Source organism: Pseudomonas sp. IT-P2 (assembly GCF_949767575.1).
Lineage (GTDB): Bacteria > Pseudomonadota > Gammaproteobacteria > Pseudomonadales > Pseudomonadaceae > Aquipseudomonas > Aquipseudomonas pharyngis.
The window spans coordinates 169,879-186,406 of the sequence record NZ_CATKQA010000004.1; the positions used below are offsets into that span (position 1 = coordinate 169,879).

A 16,528-nucleotide genomic window follows, 5' to 3' on the forward strand; every position below is an offset into this window, starting at 1 on the left:
ATGCGCCACTAGCGCCATTGATTGATACCGCGCCAACGCGCGGCCCGCCTGGAGACCCCGTTATGAGCGAGAGTGTGTTTGCCGATCGCATCGTGCAGAACCTGCTCGACACCGACTTCTACAAACTGACGATGATGCAGGCGGTGCTGCACAACTACCCCAACGTCGAAGTCGAATGGGAGTTTCGTTGCCGTAACAGTGAGGATCTGCGCCCTTATTTGGCGGAGATCCGCTTCCAGGTCGAGCGTCTGGCCGAGTTGAGCCTGAGCGCCGATCAGTTGAGTTTCCTGGAGCGCATCTCGTTCCTCAAGCCGGATTTCCTGCGCTTCCTCGGTCTGTTCCGTTTCAACCTGCGCTACCTGCACACCGGCATCGAGAACGGCGAGTTGTTCATCCGCCTGCGCGGGCCGTGGCTGCACGTGATTCTGTTTGAAGTGCCGCTGCTGGCGATCGTCAGCGAAGTGCGCAACCGCTATCGCTACCGTGAAACGCTGCTGGAACAGGCCCGCGAACAGCTGTATCGCAAGTTCGACTGGCTGACCGCCAATGCCTCGGCCGAAGAGTTGTCGCAGCTGCAGGTCGCCGATTTCGGCACACGCCGGCGGTTTTCCTACCGTGTGCAGGAAGAAGTGGTGAACGTGCTCAAGCACGATTTCCCCGGGCGTTTCGTCGGCACCAGCAACGTGCACCTGTCCCGCGAGCTGGACATGAAACCGCTGGGCACCATGGCCCACGAATGGATCATGGCCCACCAGCAACTCGGCCCGCGACTGATCGACAGCCAGATCGCCGCCCTCGATTGCTGGGTTCGCGAATATCGCGGCCTGCTGGGGATCGCCCTGACCGACTGCATTACCACCGACGCTTTCCTCGGCGATTTCGATCTGTTCTTCGCCAAGCTGTTCGACGGTCTGCGCCACGACTCCGGGGACCCGGTGCTGTGGGGCGAAAAATGCATCGCCCACTATCACAAGCTCGGCATCGACCCGATGAGCAAGACGTTGGTGTTCTCCGACAGCCTGACCCTGCCCAAGTCGCTGGAGATCTTCCGGGCCCTGCGCGGCCGGATCAACGTCAGCTTCGGCATCGGCACCAACCTGACCTGTGACATTCCGGGTGTCGAACCGATGAGCATCGTGCTTAAAATGACCGCCTGCAACGGCCAACCGGTGGCGAAGATCTCCGACGAGCCGGGCAAGACCCACTGCAAAGACCCGAATTTCGTCGCCTATTTGCGACACGTTTTCCAGGTTCCTGCCGTTTCCAGCCTTTCCAGCAAGGAGTGAATTCATGCAAGCCGTACAGCGTGAGATTGCTGAACAGCTCAACGTTCAGCCGCCGTTCGCCGATTACCAGGCCCTCGAAGCGGAAGTCGCCCGCCGCATCACCTTCATCCAGGATTGCCTGACCAATTCCGGACTCAAGACCCTGGTGCTGGGCATCAGCGGCGGCGTCGATTCGCTGACTGCCGGCCTTTTGGCCCAGCGCGCCATGCGAGAGCTGCGCGAGCGCACCGGTGACGAGGCCTACAAGTTCATCGCCGTGCGCCTGCCGTACGACGTGCAGTTCGATGAACACGATGCCCAGGCTTCGGTAGACTTCATCGCCCCGGACGAGCGCCACACCGTCAACATCGGCCCGGCGGTCAAATCCCTGGCCAGCGAAGTCGCAGCCTTCGAAGGCAAGCACGCGGTGTCGGTGGATTTCGTGCTCGGTAACACCAAGGCGCGGATGCGCATGGTTGCCCAGTACACCATCGCCGGCGCGGCCCATGGCCTGGTGATCGGCACCGACCATGCGGCGGAAGCGGTGATGGGTTTCTTCACCAAGTTCGGTGACGGCGCCTGCGATCTGGCCCCGCTCAGCGGTCTGGTGAAAAACCAGGTCCGGGCCATCGCCCGCAGCTTCGGCGCACCGGAATCGCTGGTGGAAAAAGTGCCGACGGCGGATCTGGAAGACCTGTCACCGGGCAAGCCGGACGAGGCCTCCCACGGCGTGACCTACGCCGAGATCGACGCGTTCCTGCACGGCGAGCCGGTGCGTCAGGAAGCGTTCGACATCATCGTCAACACCTACAAAAAGACTCATCACAAGCGGGTCATGCCGTTTGCGCCTTGAATCCAGGGCATAAAAAAAGCGTCCTTCGGGACGCTTTTTTTTGACCTTGTGTTGCTTACTTCAGGGTCACGGTGCCTTTCATCATCGAGATGTGGCCCGGGAACGAGCAGAAGAAGCCGTATTTCTCGTCAGCCTTGAGCTTGGACACGTCGATGGTCAACGAATCGGTTTCCTTGGCGCCGATGATCTTGGTGTGAGCGATCACGCGTTCGTCACCGTCCTTCAGGTAGTTCTTGTCGATGCCGGCGGCCAGGCCGTCGGTGGCGATCGGCTGCATGTCGGCTTCTTTGCTGATCACCAGGTTATGGCCCATGACGTTCTTCGGCAGGCTGCCGGAGTGGGTCAGCTCGACGGTGAAGGTCTTGCAGCTCTTGTCGATTTCGATGGCCTTGGTGTTGAAGGACATCTGGTCGGTGGAATCAACGGTGGTTTTGCACTCGGCAGCCATCAATTGGCTGCTGGCCAGCGCCAGCAGGGATACCGCAACAACTTTGGAAAACATGGTGAATCTCCAAGGCAGGGTTAACAAAACACGAATGGTTGGAAGACTGCCTGAAATCTTCGCAAGTTCCTATGACTTGAGTCAAAAATTGTATACAACTTTCAGGCTATGACACTCATCGAAACAATCTAACAGCCAGACGTATGGCCGGGTCGTATCTTCAGGGCTCAACACTCATCTGGAGCATCCGTCATGTCCTTCAACAGCCTGTTGTGCAGTCTGCTCGCTGCTTACGCCTGTGGCGCCAGCGGCACCTGTGAAACCCCGAAACGCGAAGTCTAGCCCTTGGATCAAGGCGTGCCAGCCATTACCCTGTGACCGATTGACCCAGGAGGAAGGCATGTCTCTCACATCCGTTTGTGTATTTTGCGGTGCCAACGCCGGCACCACCCCGGCGTACACCGAAGCCGCCATTGCCCTCGGCACAGCTATTGCCGAGCGTAAGCTGACGCTGGTCTACGGCGGTGGCGCTGTCGGCCTGATGGGGATTGTCGCCGACGCCGCGCTGGCGGCCGGTGGCGAAGTGATCGGCATCATCCCGCAGAGCCTGATGGACAAGGAAATCGGTCACAAGAGCCTGACGCGCCTGGAAGTGGTCGACGGCATGCACGCGCGCAAGGCGCGGATGGCCGAACTCAGCGATGCGTTCATTGCCCTGCCAGGTGGACTTGGCACCCTGGAGGAGCTGTTCGAAGTCTGGACCTGGGGCCAGCTCGGCTATCACGGCAAGCCACTGGGCCTGCTCGAGGTGAACGGTTTCTACAGCAAACTCACTGCATTTCTCGATCACATCGTCGGCGAAGGCTTCGTTCGCGCGCCGCACCGTGACATGCTGCAAGTGAGTGAATCGCCGCAAACGCTGCTCGAAGCCCTCGACAACTGGACCCCCACCGTCACCCCCAAATGGGTCGACCAGAAACCCGGTTAACCGCCGGGCACCGATACAGGGCAGAATACGCGCCGCTCAACCTCACCTTCGACCCCAGAGGATCGCCCATGGCCAAACCCAATTACTCCTTCGCCAAACGTCAACGTGACCTGGCCAAGGAACAGAAGAAAGAGGAAAAGCTTCAGCGCAAGAAACAGATGGCTGAAGAGGCGGCACTGAACCCTGACGGTGAAGTGGCGACTGAAGATGATGATGTTGAGACACCGAAAGACCCGGCGCCCGACGCCTGAGCCACATCGGGCTTGATGATCGAATCAGGCTCCATTGATCCGTGACGGGGCTGGCGGCTTCACCGCCGGCCCTTACAGACCCAGCGCTTTGGCAATCGACTCGCGATAGCCCCCAGGCAGGTTAACCGGCAGTTGTGCCGGGTCGAACAGGCCAATCTTCTTGTGCTCGTGACTGATGGTCGGCTTGAACTCGCCCAGCAGCTGGCAGCGATAGGTCGAGATAAAGACATGCTTGCCCGGGATGACTTCAAACAGGTAGGAGTCCACCGGCGTCCTCACTGCCACGTTCACGTCCAGCTCTTCTGCAATTTCCCGAGCCAGACATTCCTGCGCCGTTTCACCCAACTCAATCCGTCCCCCGGGTAACTCCCATTCGTCACGCTCGTTGAGCATCAGCACAACCTTACCTTCCGGGTTTTGCAGAACCCCTTTGATTGAAACCGGAAACATTGGAAAACCCTCATCAGCCGTTACAACACAGAACCATTAAGGAGCGGGCCACATTTCTGAACTCCGTTATTCCAGTGGCATCACCGTGACCCGCACCTCCGGATCATGGCTTCCTCCCCCCAGAATCACCCCGCGCAACGGCGAGACATCGGAAAAATCCCGGCCCCAGGCCAGGGTGATGTGCTCCAGTGCCGGCTGCACATTGTTCGTCGGATCGAAATCCACCCAGCCCAGCACCGGGCAAAACACCGAGACCCAGGCATGGGACGCATCGGCGCCGATCAACCGTGGCTGCCCCGGTGGCGGCTGGGTCAGCAGGTAGCCGCTGACGTAACGCGCCGCCAGACCGCGTGATCGCACACAGGCGAGCATCAGGTGCGCGAAGTCCTGACAGACCCCGCGCCGCCGCTCCAGCACCTCCACCAGCGGCGTCGCGACTTGGGTCGCTTCGGCATCAAAGGTGAATTCGCTGAAGATCTTCTGCATCAAGGCCTGCACACCCAGCATCAACGGTCTGCCGGCCGGGAAACAGCTCTCCGAGAACTCGACGAAGCTGCGTTTGAGATGCACGTAGGGCGACTGAAATCGGTAGCGACAGGCTTCCAGCAACGAGGCGGACAGCGGCTGGCTGCTGTAGGTCAGCGCATTGCGGGTCAATTCCCAGGCTGGTGACTGCTGGAAATCCACCACGGGCCGCGCCAGCACTTCGACCGTCAGCCGTGCGTTGACCTGCAATTCATCGTGGGGCCGTTCGAAGGCCAGGCGGGTCAGCGGATTGCCGAAGACATCCTGCTCGTCACGGCGAGTGGTCGGCTCCGGGCTGATCAGCAATTGCTGCTCGGTGCAGCGCTGCCAGTCGCACTCGCGCGGCCACAGATGCGCCAGTTGCTGGGCCAGGGACACCGGGCTGTCGTAGCGATAGCAGGTGTCGTGAAAGATCTGGTAATGGGCGCTCATCAGACGGACACCGTGCGCTGGCTGACATCATCGACATGGGCGAAATGGCGCAGGGCCAGACGGTCCGACACCTGACTGCTGGCGTCGGCGATCTCCTGCAGCAGATCCGCCAGACCATCGAGGGCCGCGCGCACGCTGGATTCGCCGAACAGCGGATTCTCCAGACAGCTCAGGTCGAAACGCGCCAGACGCTCGACCAGCGGCGGCAATCCTGCCTCCCTCGGCGCACCGAAGTCATCATTCAGCCGCTTGAGGGTGCGGGTCACCAGCTTCAACTGGAACAGCACCGCATGGGGGTTCTGCTCGTCCAGCAGCAACAGGTCGAGCACTGGAATCAACTGCGCCACCGCCAGATAACGCGAGCGATAGGTGATGCTGCTGTTGCCCAGCTCCAGCAACCACTCAAGCCCGGCCTGATCGAACGCCCCGGCGCCACGCAAGAAACCCGCGAGGCTGCTGCTGAGAAATTGCAGGCGCTCGATCCGCCGGCCGATCATCAGGAGGCGCCACCCTTCGTCACGGGTCATGTCGTCGAGGGCAAACCCGGACAGCGCCGCGAGCGACATCACCAGCCGGTTGAGAAAATCCAGCAACTCGCCGAAGTCCGGTTCGTCGGTGTCCAGTTCCGCAGCCTCACGTTGCAGCTCCACCAGCGCCTGCCAGTTTTCCCGGGACAACTTGCCGCGCACTTGCGAAGCCGCCCACTGCAAGCGCTGCAGGTTGGAGCGCAGGCTGAACGACCAGTCCTCGCCGAGCAGCGCCGCAAGCAAGCGTTCCGGCAGTTCGCCTTCATCCGGCAGCAGCATCAGCCGCTCGCCCAGATCCACCGCAGCCTGCAGGGCTTGCGGGTCATCGCCGTCGACGTAGCGCGCGAGCATGATCCGCAGCAGCCGCGCGCTGTCGTCGCAGCGCTCGCAGTAACGGCCGAACCAGAACAGGTTTTCAACCACCCGCGACGGCAGATACGGATCGCGTCGCACCAGATCAGGCACGCCGATGTTGCGCTGGGCTTTCCACTGTTCACCGCTTGGCGGCCGATCCCCCAGCACCCAGGTGTCCTTGCTCGCACCACCGCGCTGCATCGACACCACTTCGGCATCGGCTTCGGCCGCGACCCGGGTCAGGCCACCGGGCAGCACCCGATAACCATCGTGACTGGCCACCGCGTACATGCGCATGCCGATTGCCCGGGGCTGCAGTTGCCCGTCCTCGGGCTGCCAGATCGGCGCCTGGGACAACTGGGCGAGTTCTTGCGCAACATACGCATAAGGGCGTGCCTGCATGCGCGCAGCGAGACTTTCACGCTGTTTTTCGCTCAGATCCCGGCCAAAAACCGGAGCGAAGCTTTGCGACGGGAACGCCGGCTTGATCAACAGCTCCGGCAGTTTCTCCAGGGCCTGGGCCAACACTGGCGCTTCGCCGCACCACCACGTGGCAATGGACGGCAGAATCAGCTCTTCGCCGAACAGGTACTGATTGATCTTCGGCAGAAAACCGAGCAGCCCCGGCGACTCCAGCACGCCGCTGCCCAGCGCGTTGGCCACCAGCACCCGGCCCTGACGCACCGCGTCCAGCAATCCGGGAACGCCCAGCGCGGAATCGGTGCGCAACTCCAGCGGATCGCAGAAGTCATCGTCGAGCCGACGCAGGATCGCGTGCACCCGGCGCAGGCCGCTGAGGGTTTTCAGGTAGACCGTGGCATCACGCACCGTCAGGTCACCGCCCTCCACCAGCGGATAACCGAGCTGGCGGGCCAGATAAAGATGTTCGAAATAGCTTTCGTTGAAGCGCCCCGGGGTCAGCAACACCACCAGCGGCGCATCATCGTCGCAGGGCGCCTGACGGGCCAGGGTTTCCTGCAAGGTGCGGAAGAAGCCGGCCAGATGCTGCACTTTCAGATCCCGATACAACTCGGGGAAGGCACGGGACACGATGGTGCGGTTTTCCAGCGCATAACCGGCGCCGGATGGCGCCTGGGTACGATCCGCCGTCACCCACCAGCGCCCGTCCGGTGTGCGCGCCAGATCCAGGGCATACAGATGCAGAAAGGCCCCGTCCGGCGGCGCAATGCCCTGACAGGGCCAGAGAAAGTTGTTGTGGCCGAATACCAGCTCGGCCGGCAGCAAGCCTTCGCGGATCAACTGCTGCGGGCCATACAGATCCGCCAGCACCGCATTGAGCAGCCGCGCGCGCTGGGCGATTCCGGCGGACAGCTGTTGCCACTCATCGGCGGCGATCACGTGGGGCAGCAGATCCAGTTCCCACGGACGGTCCGCCCCCTTTGGGTCGGCATAGACGTTGTAGGTAACGCCGTTTTCCTGAATCTGCCGGGTCAGCAACGCCTGACGCTGCACCAGTTGCGCCGGGGTGCTGCGCTGCAATTGGTCGACGAGCCGCCGCCAGTGCGGGCGCACCGCTCCGCTGTCGTCGAGCAGTTCGTGATAGGTGCCCGCCGTCAGCGGGTAGCGGTCAAGCAAGTCAGGCATGGAAAGCTCGGCAGCCGGCAAGGAACGGTCAGACTAACGCAGGCACATGACGCCCGGATATACGAAAAATCCGGGGGTCGTGTACGAATCAAAAACGTCGTAAATCGAGAGTCATCGGTAGCTCGTCGGAGATTGTCAGGTTCGGTATCGGAAGTTTCCCCGGCGTGTGTCCGATGCGGAAGAACCGCGCCATGCGCCGGCTCTCCGCTTCGTTGGCATTGACCGGCAGCGTCTCGTAATTGCGCCCGCCCGGATGCGCGACGTGGTACTGGCAACCGCCCAGCGAGCGCTGCATCCAGGTATCGAGCAAGTCGAACACCAGCGGCGCATGCACCGGGATCGTCGGTTGCAGGCAATTGGCCGGTTGCCACGCGCGGAAACGCACACCCGCGACAAACTCGCCAACCCGTCCGGTCGGTTGCAGCGGCACCGGGATGCCATTGCAGGTCAGCAGATAGCGCTGCGCCGGCAGCCCCGCAAGCTTGACCTGCAAACGCTCCAGCGATGAGTCAACGTAGCGCACCGTGCCGCCCGCCGCGCCCTCCTCGCCCAGCACGTGCCAGGGTTCAAGGGCCTGGCGCAATTCCAGCTCGATACCGTTGACGGCGTAATCGCCGACCTTGGGAAAACGGAACTCAAGGTGCGCCGCGAACCATTCAGCGCGCAGGGGGTAACCGGCATTGTTGAGTTCGACGATGACGTCGGCGAAGTCCTGCTCGATGAAGTGCGGCAACATGAAGCGGTCGTGCAGCTCCGTACCCCAGCGCGCCAGTTTCGGCGGCGCATAGGGCTCGCGCCAGAACCGCGCCACCAGCGCTCGCAACAACAGCTGCTGCGCCAGGCTCATGCGCGCATGGGGTGGCATCTCGAAACCACGCAACTCCAGCAACCCGAGGCGCCCGGTGGCGCCGTCCGGTGAATACAGCTTGTCGATGCAGAACTCGGCGCGGTGGGTGTTGCCGGTGACGTCGATCAGCAGATTGCGCAACAGGCGATCGACCAGCCACGGCGGGCATTCCTCTCCCGGCGCCGGCATTTGTGCGAAAGCGATTTCCAGTTCATACAGCGCGTCGTTGCGCGCTTCGTCGACCCGCGGCGCCTGAGAGGTCGGGCCGATGAACAGACCGGAAAACAGGTACGACAATGAAGGATGGTTGTGCCAGTAACTGATCAGGCTACGCAGCAGGTCCGGACGGCGCAGAAACGGTGAATCGCCCGGTGTCGCGCCGCCGAGCACGAAATGGTTACCACCGCCGGTGCCGGTGTGCCGCCCGTCGACCATGAATTTCTCGGTGGAAAGTCGGGTCTGGCGCGCTTCTTCGTACAGAAACTCGGTGCGTTCGACCAACTCGTCCCACGTCGCGGACGGCTGCACGTTGACCTCGATCACGCCGGGATCCGGGGTGATGCGGAAATTGCTCAGGCGCGGATCGCTCGGCGGCTCGTAGCCTTCCAGCAACACCGGACAATGCAGCTCTTCGGCGGTGGCTTCGATGGCCGCGACCAGTTCCAGATAATCCTCGACCCGCTCCAGCGGCGGCATGAACAGGTACAACCGGCCTTCCCGGGCCTCGGCGCACAAGGCGGTGCGGGTCAGCCAGTCGGCGGACTCATCGATCTTCGGTACACGCTCGTCTGCCGGAGCCGGCTCACGGTGGTCGTTGAGCTGCGAGGTTTCGGGCAGCTCGGGGAAATCCTGGTTCGGGTCGTTCGGATGAATGAACGGATACTCCGCTGCCTTCACCCAGGGCTGCGAGCCCAGCGGCAGGCGATAGCCCAGCGGTGAATCCCCCGGCACCAGCCGGCAATGCTCACCGCGCAGATACCAACGCCCGCTCTGCCATTGATCGCCCTTGGCGGTGCGCGCCAGCGGCAACACCTGGCCGATAACCTTGTCCAGCCCCTGACTGAACACCTTGCGCAGCCGCGCACGTTCCAGCGGCTCCTCCAGACGCGAGTCTTCGGCGCTGACGTTACTCGGCAAGGCGCCCTCGCGCCAGAGGTAATAGAAGTTGTCTTCGTAGGCCGGGAACACGAAGCGTGTCGGCAGTTTCAGGCGCTCGGCGACACTCGCCAGAAAGCGCCCGGCCAGTGCGCCATCGGCGCCGTAATCCTGCTGCTCGTCGGCAATCAGCGCGCTGTTGTGCCAGATCGGCACACCGTCGCGGCGCCAGTAACAATTCAGTGACCAGCGCGGCAGTTGCTCGCCGGGATACCACTTGCCCTGACCGAAATGCACCAGCCCCTTGGGCGCGTAATGTTTGCGCATGCGCCGGAACAGTTCGGCGGAGAGCCGGCGCTTGTCCGGACCCAGCGCGGCGGTGTTCCACTCGGCGCCGTCGGGGTCGTCGATGGACACGAAGGTGGGTTCGCCGCCCATGGTCAGGCGCACATCGCCTTCCAGCAGGTCGGCATCGATCTGCCGGCCCAGCGCCTGGATCGCCAGCCATTGCTCATCGGTGTAGGGCTTGGTGACCCGCGGCGCTTCCCAGATCCGCTCCACGGACATTTCGTGGCTGAACTCGCATTCGCAAGGCTCCACCAGCCCACTGATCGGCGCCGCCGAGGACGGATCGGGACTGCAGGCCAGCGGGATATGCCCTTCACCGGCGAACAACCCCGACGTCGCATCGAGACCGATCCAGCCGGCGCCGGGCAGATACACCTCGCACCACGCGTGCAGGTCAGTAAAGTCCACTTCGGTGCCGGACGGGCCGTCGAGGCTTTTCACGTCGGCGGTCAGTTGAATCAGGTAACCGGAGACAAAACGCGCCGCCAGCCCGAGGTTGCGCAGCAGTTGCACCAGCAGCCACGCCGAATCCCGACAGGAGCCGGAGGCGTGTTCGAGGGTGTGTTCCGGGGTCTGCACACCCGGCTCCATGCGAATCAGGTAATTGATGTCTTCGCTCAGACGCTGGTTGAGCGCCACCAGGAAATCCACGGCCGGCAGCGGCGTGCGGTCGATGGCGTCCAGATAGGCCTTGAATTTCGGCGTCAGCGGCAGGGTTTCGAGGTACGGCGCCAGTTCTTTTCGCTCATCGGCGGCGTAGGCGAAGGGGATTTTCTCGGCGTAGGGCTCGAGGAAAAAGTCGAACGGGTTGAACACCGCCATCTCGGCCAGCAGATCGACCTCGATCCGCAGTTCGGCGGTTTTCTCGGGGAACACCAGCCGTGCGAGGTAGTTGCCCTGAGGGTCCTGCTGCCAGTTGATGAAGTGCTGCTCGGGCGAGACTTTCAGTGAATAAGACAGAATCCGCGTGCGGCTGTGGGCAGCCGGGCGCAGACGCACGATCTGCGGGCCGAGTTCGACAGCGCGGTCGTAGCGGTAATGCGTGACGTGATGCAATGCGACATGAATCGACACGGCGTGCCTCCTGCGAGCCCAAGCGTATTCGAAAGCGCGCAAGACTTATGCCATGCAGAGGCTTGGGCGCTTTCCCGGAATGCTTAGGGCAGTACAGCACCAAAATCGGGCGATGCGGTGAAATGGTTTGGCACAGTTGCACGCAAATGTTGCGAAGAGCCCCTTCCCCTGACCCTCTCCCGTGATCGTTCCCACGCTCCTGCGTGGGAACGATCAGCAAAACGCCAACCCGAAGGTTGGCGTTCTGTTTTGGCTCAAGTGCGTTTCAGCGCGGTACGACCGGCTTGCGTGCCGGTTTCGGCCCTTTGCCTTTCGCGGCTTCCTTGCGCTCCTTGGCGGCCTGCTGGTTGCGGGCGAATGCCGCGGCCTTGGCCTGTTCACGCTTGTCCCACGGATTGCCGCCGTCGCTGGCGCGCGGTGGCAGGCCGGTGTGCTGGGTGAGGATCTTGGTGGTCTTCTCTTTCGCGACCTTGTGGCTGCCGGCCGGCGTCGAGTTCTTGCGACGGGCACTCTGGTAGCTGTCGGTGGCCGGCTGGTGCAGCGGGATCAACTGGTTTTTGCCTGGACCGATCAGGTCGGCGCGACCCATGCGGGTCAGCGCTTCACGCAGCATCGGCCAGCCTTTCGGGTCGTGATAACGCAGGAATGCCTTGTGCAGACGGCGCTGCTCTTCGCTCTTGACGATGGTCACGCCGTCGCTCTTGTAGGTGACCTTGCGCAGCGGGTTCTTGCCCGAGTGATACATCGCGGTGGCGGTGGCCATCGGCGACGGATAGAACGCCTGCACCTGATCGGCGCGGAAGCCGTTGCCCTTGAGCCACAGGGCCAGGTTCATCATGTCTTCGTCGGTGGTGCCCGGGTGCGCGGCGATGAAGTACGGGATCAGGTACTGCTCTTTCCCCGCCTCCTTGGTGTACTTCTCGAACATGCGCTTGAAGCGATCGTAGGTGCCGATCCCCGGTTTCATCATCTGGTTGAGCGGACCTTCCTCGGTGTGTTCCGGGGCGATCTTCAGGTAACCGCCGACGTGGTGGGTCACCAGCTCCTTGACGTACTCCGGCGACTCGACCGCGAGGTCGTAACGCAGGCCGGAGGCGATCAGGATCTTCTTCACACCCGGCAACGCACGGGCGCTGCGGTACAGCTGAATCAGCGACGAGTGGTCGGTGTTTAGGTTCGGGCAGATGCCCGGGAACACGCAGGACGGCTTGCGGCACGCGGATTCGATTTCCGGGCTCTTGCAGGCGATGCGGTACATGTTCGCGGTCGGGCCGCCGAGGTCGGAAATGACGCCGGTGAAGCCCGGCACCTTGTCGCGGATCTCTTCGATTTCGCGAATGATCGACTCTTCGGAACGGTTCTGGATGATCCGGCCTTCGTGCTCGGTGATCGAGCAGAAGGTGCAGCCGCCGAAGCAGCCACGCATGATGTTCACCGAGAAACGGATCATGTCGTAGGCCGGGATTTTTTCCTTGCCGTACGCAGGATGCGGAACACGTGCGTAAGGCATGCCGAACACGTAGTCCATTTCTTCAGTGGTCATCGGAATCGGCGGCGGGTTGAACCAGACGTCGATCTCGCCATGCTTCTGCACCAGCGCACGGGCGTTGCCCGGGTTGGTTTCCAGGTGCAGCACGCGGTTGGCGTGGGCGTACAGGACCGGATCGTTACGCACCTTTTCCATCGACGGCAGGCGGATCACGGTCTTGTCGCGGGTCATTTTCGGGCTGGCCAGGATCTGCACGACCTTGGCTTCCTGCGGGTCTTCAACCGGCCCCTTCTCCTGCTCGATCGCGCAAGCCTGAGTGTCCTGAGTGTTGACGTACGGGTTGATGATCTTGTCGATCTTGCCCGGACGGTCGATGCGCGTGGAGTCGACTTCGTACCAGCCCGCCGGCGTGTCGCGACGGATGAACGCGGTGCCGCGCACATCGGTGATGTCTTCGATCTTGTGCCCGTAGGACAGACGCTGGGCGACTTCGACAATCGCTCGCTCGGCGTTGCCGTACAGCAGGATGTCGGCGCTGGCGTCGATCAGGATCGAGTTGCGCACGCGATCCTGCCAGTAGTCGTAGTGGGCGATGCGGCGCAGGGAGGCTTCGATGCCGCCGAGCACGATCGGCACGTGCTTGTAGGCTTCCTTGCAGCGCTGGCTGTAGACCAGGCTCGCGCGGTCGGGACGCTTGCCGGCCATGCCGCCCGGGGTGTAGGCGTCGTCGGAACGGATTTTCTTGTCGGCGGTGTAGCGGTTGATCATCGAATCCATGTTGCCGGCCGCGACGCCAAAGAACAGGTTCGGCTCGCCGAGCTTCATGAAGTCGTCTTTGGACTGCCAGTTGGGCTGCGCGATGATCCCGACGCGGAAGCCTTGGGACTCCAGCAGCCGGCCGATGATCGCCATGCCGAACGACGGGTGATCGACGTAGGCATCCCCCGTAACAATGATGATGTCGCAGGAATCCCAGCCAAGCTGATCCATCTCCTCCCTGCTCATCGGCAGGAATGGCGCTGGCCCGAAACATTCGGCCCAATATTTTGGATAGTCAAATAACGGCTTGGCTGCTTGCATGTCGATAACCGGTGTTGGCTTTCATTGAATTTCGCGGGCGCGGAATATAGCACAAATTTTGACCAATTCCGACGACCGTGGTCGGTTTCTCCAATTGCCGTTTCCCGCCCCCGGCCCGCTCCCGATGATTCGCACCTTTCAGGTTCACAGCAAAACAAGGCAATGACGCCGACGACTGAATCAAGCATTCAAGGATGAAAAGACATGCCCGTAAAACCGCCTCCAAGGGGGATTACTACCGCTGAAGTACATGCTCCGCCCTCGCGCCCGGTCAAAGACCCTCTCTTCAGGAGTGACACTGCCTCGCGATTGCCCCCGATCAACCAACCTCCCGTTCCCGACCAGAGACCAGCCAGGTTGCCGACTGTCGGTGATCTGGATGCAATAACACCGGCACCACCGTTGACTGTCAGCGAAATCCCGAATTCGGCAATACCGGTGATTCCAGCGCCGCTTTCATTGGCGGACTATCGCATCCGTCCTGGCGGCTCGCTGCCGGATCCCGACGATCAGGGTCTCATCCAGCTGAAAGGTCGACTTTTCGTCAATACCGAGGATGGCCACGTCCTGCATGTGGGCCAGGACCCTGACAACGGGTTGTTCCGCGCCAAACTGCCCGGAGAATTGAAACCTTCCGGGCCGATCCTGCTGCAGGATCCATTCAGCCTGCGCTGGTTTTCGCCCGACGACGCCGACCTGATCGGTTACCCGTTGCCACAAAAACGTCTGGAAGGCTTTCGCACCCCCCTGGATTTCGCCGGTGCATCGCCAGACAGCGACGGACTGCACGGCTTTGAAGGCAAGCGATACGCGGTCATTGAAGGCCATGCCTATCAGGTCATGCGCGACATCGACGCTTCCTCTCCCGCCAGGAAGGTCTGGCGCATCGTCAATTCGAAGGATCCGGTCGCCCACGACACCGAGAACGTTTATCGCCCAAGCCGTGCCGGTGAAACCCTGGGCATTGTTCGAGACGCCGATCACGGCTGGGTTTCGAGCCGCTCCGGCCTTCTGGGTGGAATGCCCCGGACCGCCACTGCCCGAGCCAACATTGCGCATTTGCTGCAGCGGTACGAGCCCATCAGGGAAGCCTTTGCTGCGCTGCAAGCCTCGGACGCGCGCTTCAATGAACTCTGGGACGTCGCCAAACATTTGCCGGAAGGCAGCGACCTCGAAAGAGCGGAGCTGATCGGACTTGAAGTCCACACCCTCAAACATATCCGCCTTCAGACCGAGTTCGTCCAGTCACTCACCGACAACAAGGACTGGCTGGTCATGATGAAAGCCGGCGGCGTCTACAAAACCGAGCTGCATGAGCAACAGCTGGCCAGGGTCGACTATTTAAACAAACTGCTCGCCATCATGGATCGCCGGGTTTATCCCTCGGTTGCACTGATGACGGTTGATTCGCTGAAAGGCAACCTCGCTCACATGAACAAAAAACTGCGGATCCTCGATGACCGCCAGGCCGTGATGGATCAGGTACGCAAGGTGTCCCGCAGCGCCACATCCGAAATCGAAGAGCTCAACCGGGGAATACCCGGCGTTGATCAGATCAACTGCGCCCGATACAACCTCTGCCTGCGCCTGCTCGCCGATGATCCGACCATCCCGCCGCCGTTCGGAATGCGCAGCTACATGGCCGTCAACCTGTTTGTAGAAGAGCTGCACAACGTTTCCGGACAGTCCCGGCCAGTTGTCCTGCAATTGGCACTCGATGAAATCAGACTGGAAAAAGGCCGTTTCGAAGAGCTGTTGCCGGCTTTGCCCGCCACGAAGACACCCTACCTGCACGAAGCGATGTCCGTACTCGGAACATTCGAGTCGAGGATCGACGGCCAGCTGAACGATATCTACGCCAGGGTCAACAGCAACACCGAGTGGCCCGCACTCGATCAGGACATCGACCTGGACTTCGTGCCGCAGCAGTCCGTTCCGACCGCCACCCCGAGCGCCCCGCGAAAGATCTTCCGGACCCGCCAGCATGGGACTTATCGGGTTCTGGTAGGGGTCAGGCAAGTCGATCCGGACGGTAGCGTCACCATTGACGTTCCAGACCCGTTCAAACCGCAAGATCCGCCTCAACGCTACGAGAAAAGACAGGGCGAATGGCGCCCCATGCGCTCTGCGTCACCAGCGGCTTCCCCTCCCCAACTGCTCGGCCAGGCAACTCAGCTGCTGGCCAGGGTCGATGGATTACTGGACGAGGGACTGGCGATGGAAAGCCGCAAAGCCAATCCGACCAGTATCCGGGAATCGCTGGACGAGGGCGCCGACGAGCTTCACGGATTGGCCAGCCGTCTGGAGAGCATCGAGGGTATTGCCAGCGATGCGCAGGCCGCCAGCGTCATCGCTCGCCTGAAAGCAGCCGGTGATTCGCTCAGTACAGCGGGACGCGACATCATGGTCCGCATGTACAAGGACAAGGCAGTACTGGACGTGTTGCGACTGAACTACCTGCTCGAACATTCGCAGCTCAATGTCATCAAGATCGTTGCCCGCAAGCAGCTGGGCAAGGGCAAGGACAAATCATTTCTCGACGTCTATTCGATCAATGACCGCTCCGCCAATACCCCGCTGTGGGAAGCCCACTTCCATTACGACCGACAGAATCGCCCGGCGCTGGATTACACGGTCAGGGGGGCACACATGAAAACACTCGCCCAGGCCGGAGTGGGCAGCGCATTTCAGCAACGCCAGGAGCAGGCGGGCCTTGCCCACCAGCCCATCTGGCGGGAATACATCAGCCCGAAAGTTGCGCAAAAGCTCTTCGACTGCGCAAGCGAACCGGCCGCCGGTACACCGGTTCGGCAATAGCCGCCAATGCGCATCACTCCGACCAAGGGAGCTGATGCAACCATGATTCAAGGATGAATAACCATGCCAGTAAAACCGCCCTCCAG

General features: G+C 61.8%; 11 protein-coding genes. 5 read left to right on the forward strand and 6 right to left on the reverse strand.

Annotated elements, in window-relative coordinates; all coding sequences use genetic code 11:
- Positions 1-62 precede the first annotated feature (62 nt).
- Together pncB and nadE are read left to right on the forward strand one after the other, a co-directional pair.
- On the forward strand, positions 63-1,286 hold the full coding sequence (gene pncB, locus ACM6JM_RS03590; RefSeq protein ID WP_085648080.1) for a nicotinate phosphoribosyltransferase: 1,224 nt from the start codon (positions 63-65) through the stop codon (positions 1,284-1,286).
- A gap of 4 nt (positions 1,287-1,290) precedes the next feature.
- Positions 1,291-2,118: an ammonia-dependent NAD(+) synthetase gene (nadE, locus tag ACM6JM_RS03595; RefSeq protein ID WP_085611050.1), complete on the forward strand. Its 828-nt coding sequence runs from the start codon at positions 1,291-1,293 to the stop codon at positions 2,116-2,118.
- Positions 2,119-2,173: 55 nt separating this feature from the next.
- Here the strand turns inward: nadE and azu are convergent, their stop codons facing one another.
- Positions 2,174-2,620: an azurin gene (gene azu, locus ACM6JM_RS03600; protein ID WP_007950684.1), complete on the reverse strand. Its 447-nt coding sequence runs from the start codon at positions 2,618-2,620 to the stop codon at positions 2,174-2,176.
- A gap of 340 nt (positions 2,621-2,960) precedes the next feature.
- On the opposite strand from azu, the gene ACM6JM_RS03605 reads away from it, so the two are divergent.
- Positions 2,961-3,548 carry a TIGR00730 family Rossman fold protein gene (locus tag ACM6JM_RS03605; RefSeq protein ID WP_414881350.1) on the forward strand — a complete coding sequence of 196 codons (588 nt, stop codon included), beginning with the start codon at positions 2,961-2,963 and terminating at the stop codon, positions 3,546-3,548.
- Positions 3,549-3,616: 68 nt separating this feature from the next.
- Positions 3,617-3,799, forward strand: a complete 183-nt coding sequence (locus ACM6JM_RS03610; RefSeq protein WP_064593122.1) for a hypothetical protein — start codon at positions 3,617-3,619, stop codon at positions 3,797-3,799.
- A 72-nt stretch (positions 3,800-3,871) separates the two neighbouring features.
- Here ACM6JM_RS03610 and ACM6JM_RS03615 read toward each other — a convergent pair whose 3' ends face one another.
- From ACM6JM_RS03615 to ACM6JM_RS03635, 5 genes are all read right to left on the reverse strand, one after another.
- Positions 3,872-4,249: an NUDIX hydrolase gene (locus ACM6JM_RS03615; protein ID WP_085667729.1), complete on the reverse strand. Its 378-nt coding sequence runs from the start codon at positions 4,247-4,249 to the stop codon at positions 3,872-3,874.
- A 66-nt stretch (positions 4,250-4,315) separates the two neighbouring features.
- On the reverse strand, positions 4,316-5,206 hold the full coding sequence (locus tag ACM6JM_RS03620; protein WP_074689641.1) for a transglutaminase family protein: 891 nt from the start codon (positions 5,204-5,206) through the stop codon (positions 4,316-4,318).
- Positions 5,206-7,692: a circularly permuted type 2 ATP-grasp protein gene (locus ACM6JM_RS03625; RefSeq protein ID WP_414881351.1), complete on the reverse strand. Its 2,487-nt coding sequence runs from the start codon at positions 7,690-7,692 to the stop codon at positions 5,206-5,208. The genes ACM6JM_RS03620 and ACM6JM_RS03625 overlap by 1 nt, the downstream gene beginning before the upstream one ends.
- A gap of 88 nt (positions 7,693-7,780) precedes the next feature.
- On the reverse strand, positions 7,781-11,056 hold the full coding sequence (locus ACM6JM_RS03630) for a DUF2126 domain-containing protein (protein WP_414881352.1): 3,276 nt from the start codon (positions 11,054-11,056) through the stop codon (positions 7,781-7,783).
- A 265-nt stretch (positions 11,057-11,321) separates the two neighbouring features.
- Entirely contained in the window at positions 11,322-13,625 is a 2,304-nt protein-coding gene (locus ACM6JM_RS03635; protein ID WP_039766786.1) for a YgiQ family radical SAM protein, read from the reverse strand.
- 402 nt (positions 13,626-14,027) lie between these two features.
- Between ACM6JM_RS03635 and ACM6JM_RS03640 the strand changes: the two genes are divergently transcribed.
- Complete coding sequence (locus ACM6JM_RS03640) at positions 14,028-16,442, forward strand: hypothetical protein (RefSeq protein ID WP_414881353.1); 2,415 nt, start codon at positions 14,028-14,030, stop codon at positions 16,440-16,442.
- The last annotated feature ends 86 nt before the right edge of the window (positions 16,443-16,528 follow it).

What these genes read in the sequence shown, in the direction of transcription:
- ACM6JM_RS03620 (WP_074689641.1), bottom strand. Translation starts at nt 5,206, where the DNA reads ATGAGCGCCCATTACCAGATCTTTCACGACACCTGCTATCGCTACGAC.
- ACM6JM_RS03605 (WP_414881350.1), top strand. Translation starts at nt 2,961, where the DNA reads ATGTCTCTCACATCCGTTTGTGTATTTTGCGGTGCCAACGCCGGCACC.
- nadE (WP_085611050.1), top strand. Translation starts at nt 1,291, where the DNA reads ATGCAAGCCGTACAGCGTGAGATTGCTGAACAGCTCAACGTTCAGCCG.
- ACM6JM_RS03615 (WP_085667729.1), bottom strand. Translation starts at nt 4,249, where the DNA reads ATGTTTCCGGTTTCAATCAAAGGGGTTCTGCAAAACCCGGAAGGTAAG.
- ACM6JM_RS03635 (WP_039766786.1), bottom strand. Translation starts at nt 13,625, where the DNA reads ATGCAAGCAGCCAAGCCGTTATTTGACTATCCAAAATATTGGGCCGAA.
- ACM6JM_RS03610 (WP_064593122.1), top strand. Translation starts at nt 3,617, where the DNA reads ATGGCCAAACCCAATTACTCCTTCGCCAAACGTCAACGTGACCTGGCC.
- azu (WP_007950684.1), bottom strand. Translation starts at nt 2,620, where the DNA reads ATGTTTTCCAAAGTTGTTGCGGTATCCCTGCTGGCGCTGGCCAGCAGC.
- ACM6JM_RS03625 (WP_414881351.1), bottom strand. Translation starts at nt 7,692, where the DNA reads ATGCCTGACTTGCTTGACCGCTACCCGCTGACGGCGGGCACCTATCAC.
- pncB (WP_085648080.1), top strand. Translation starts at nt 63, where the DNA reads ATGAGCGAGAGTGTGTTTGCCGATCGCATCGTGCAGAACCTGCTCGAC.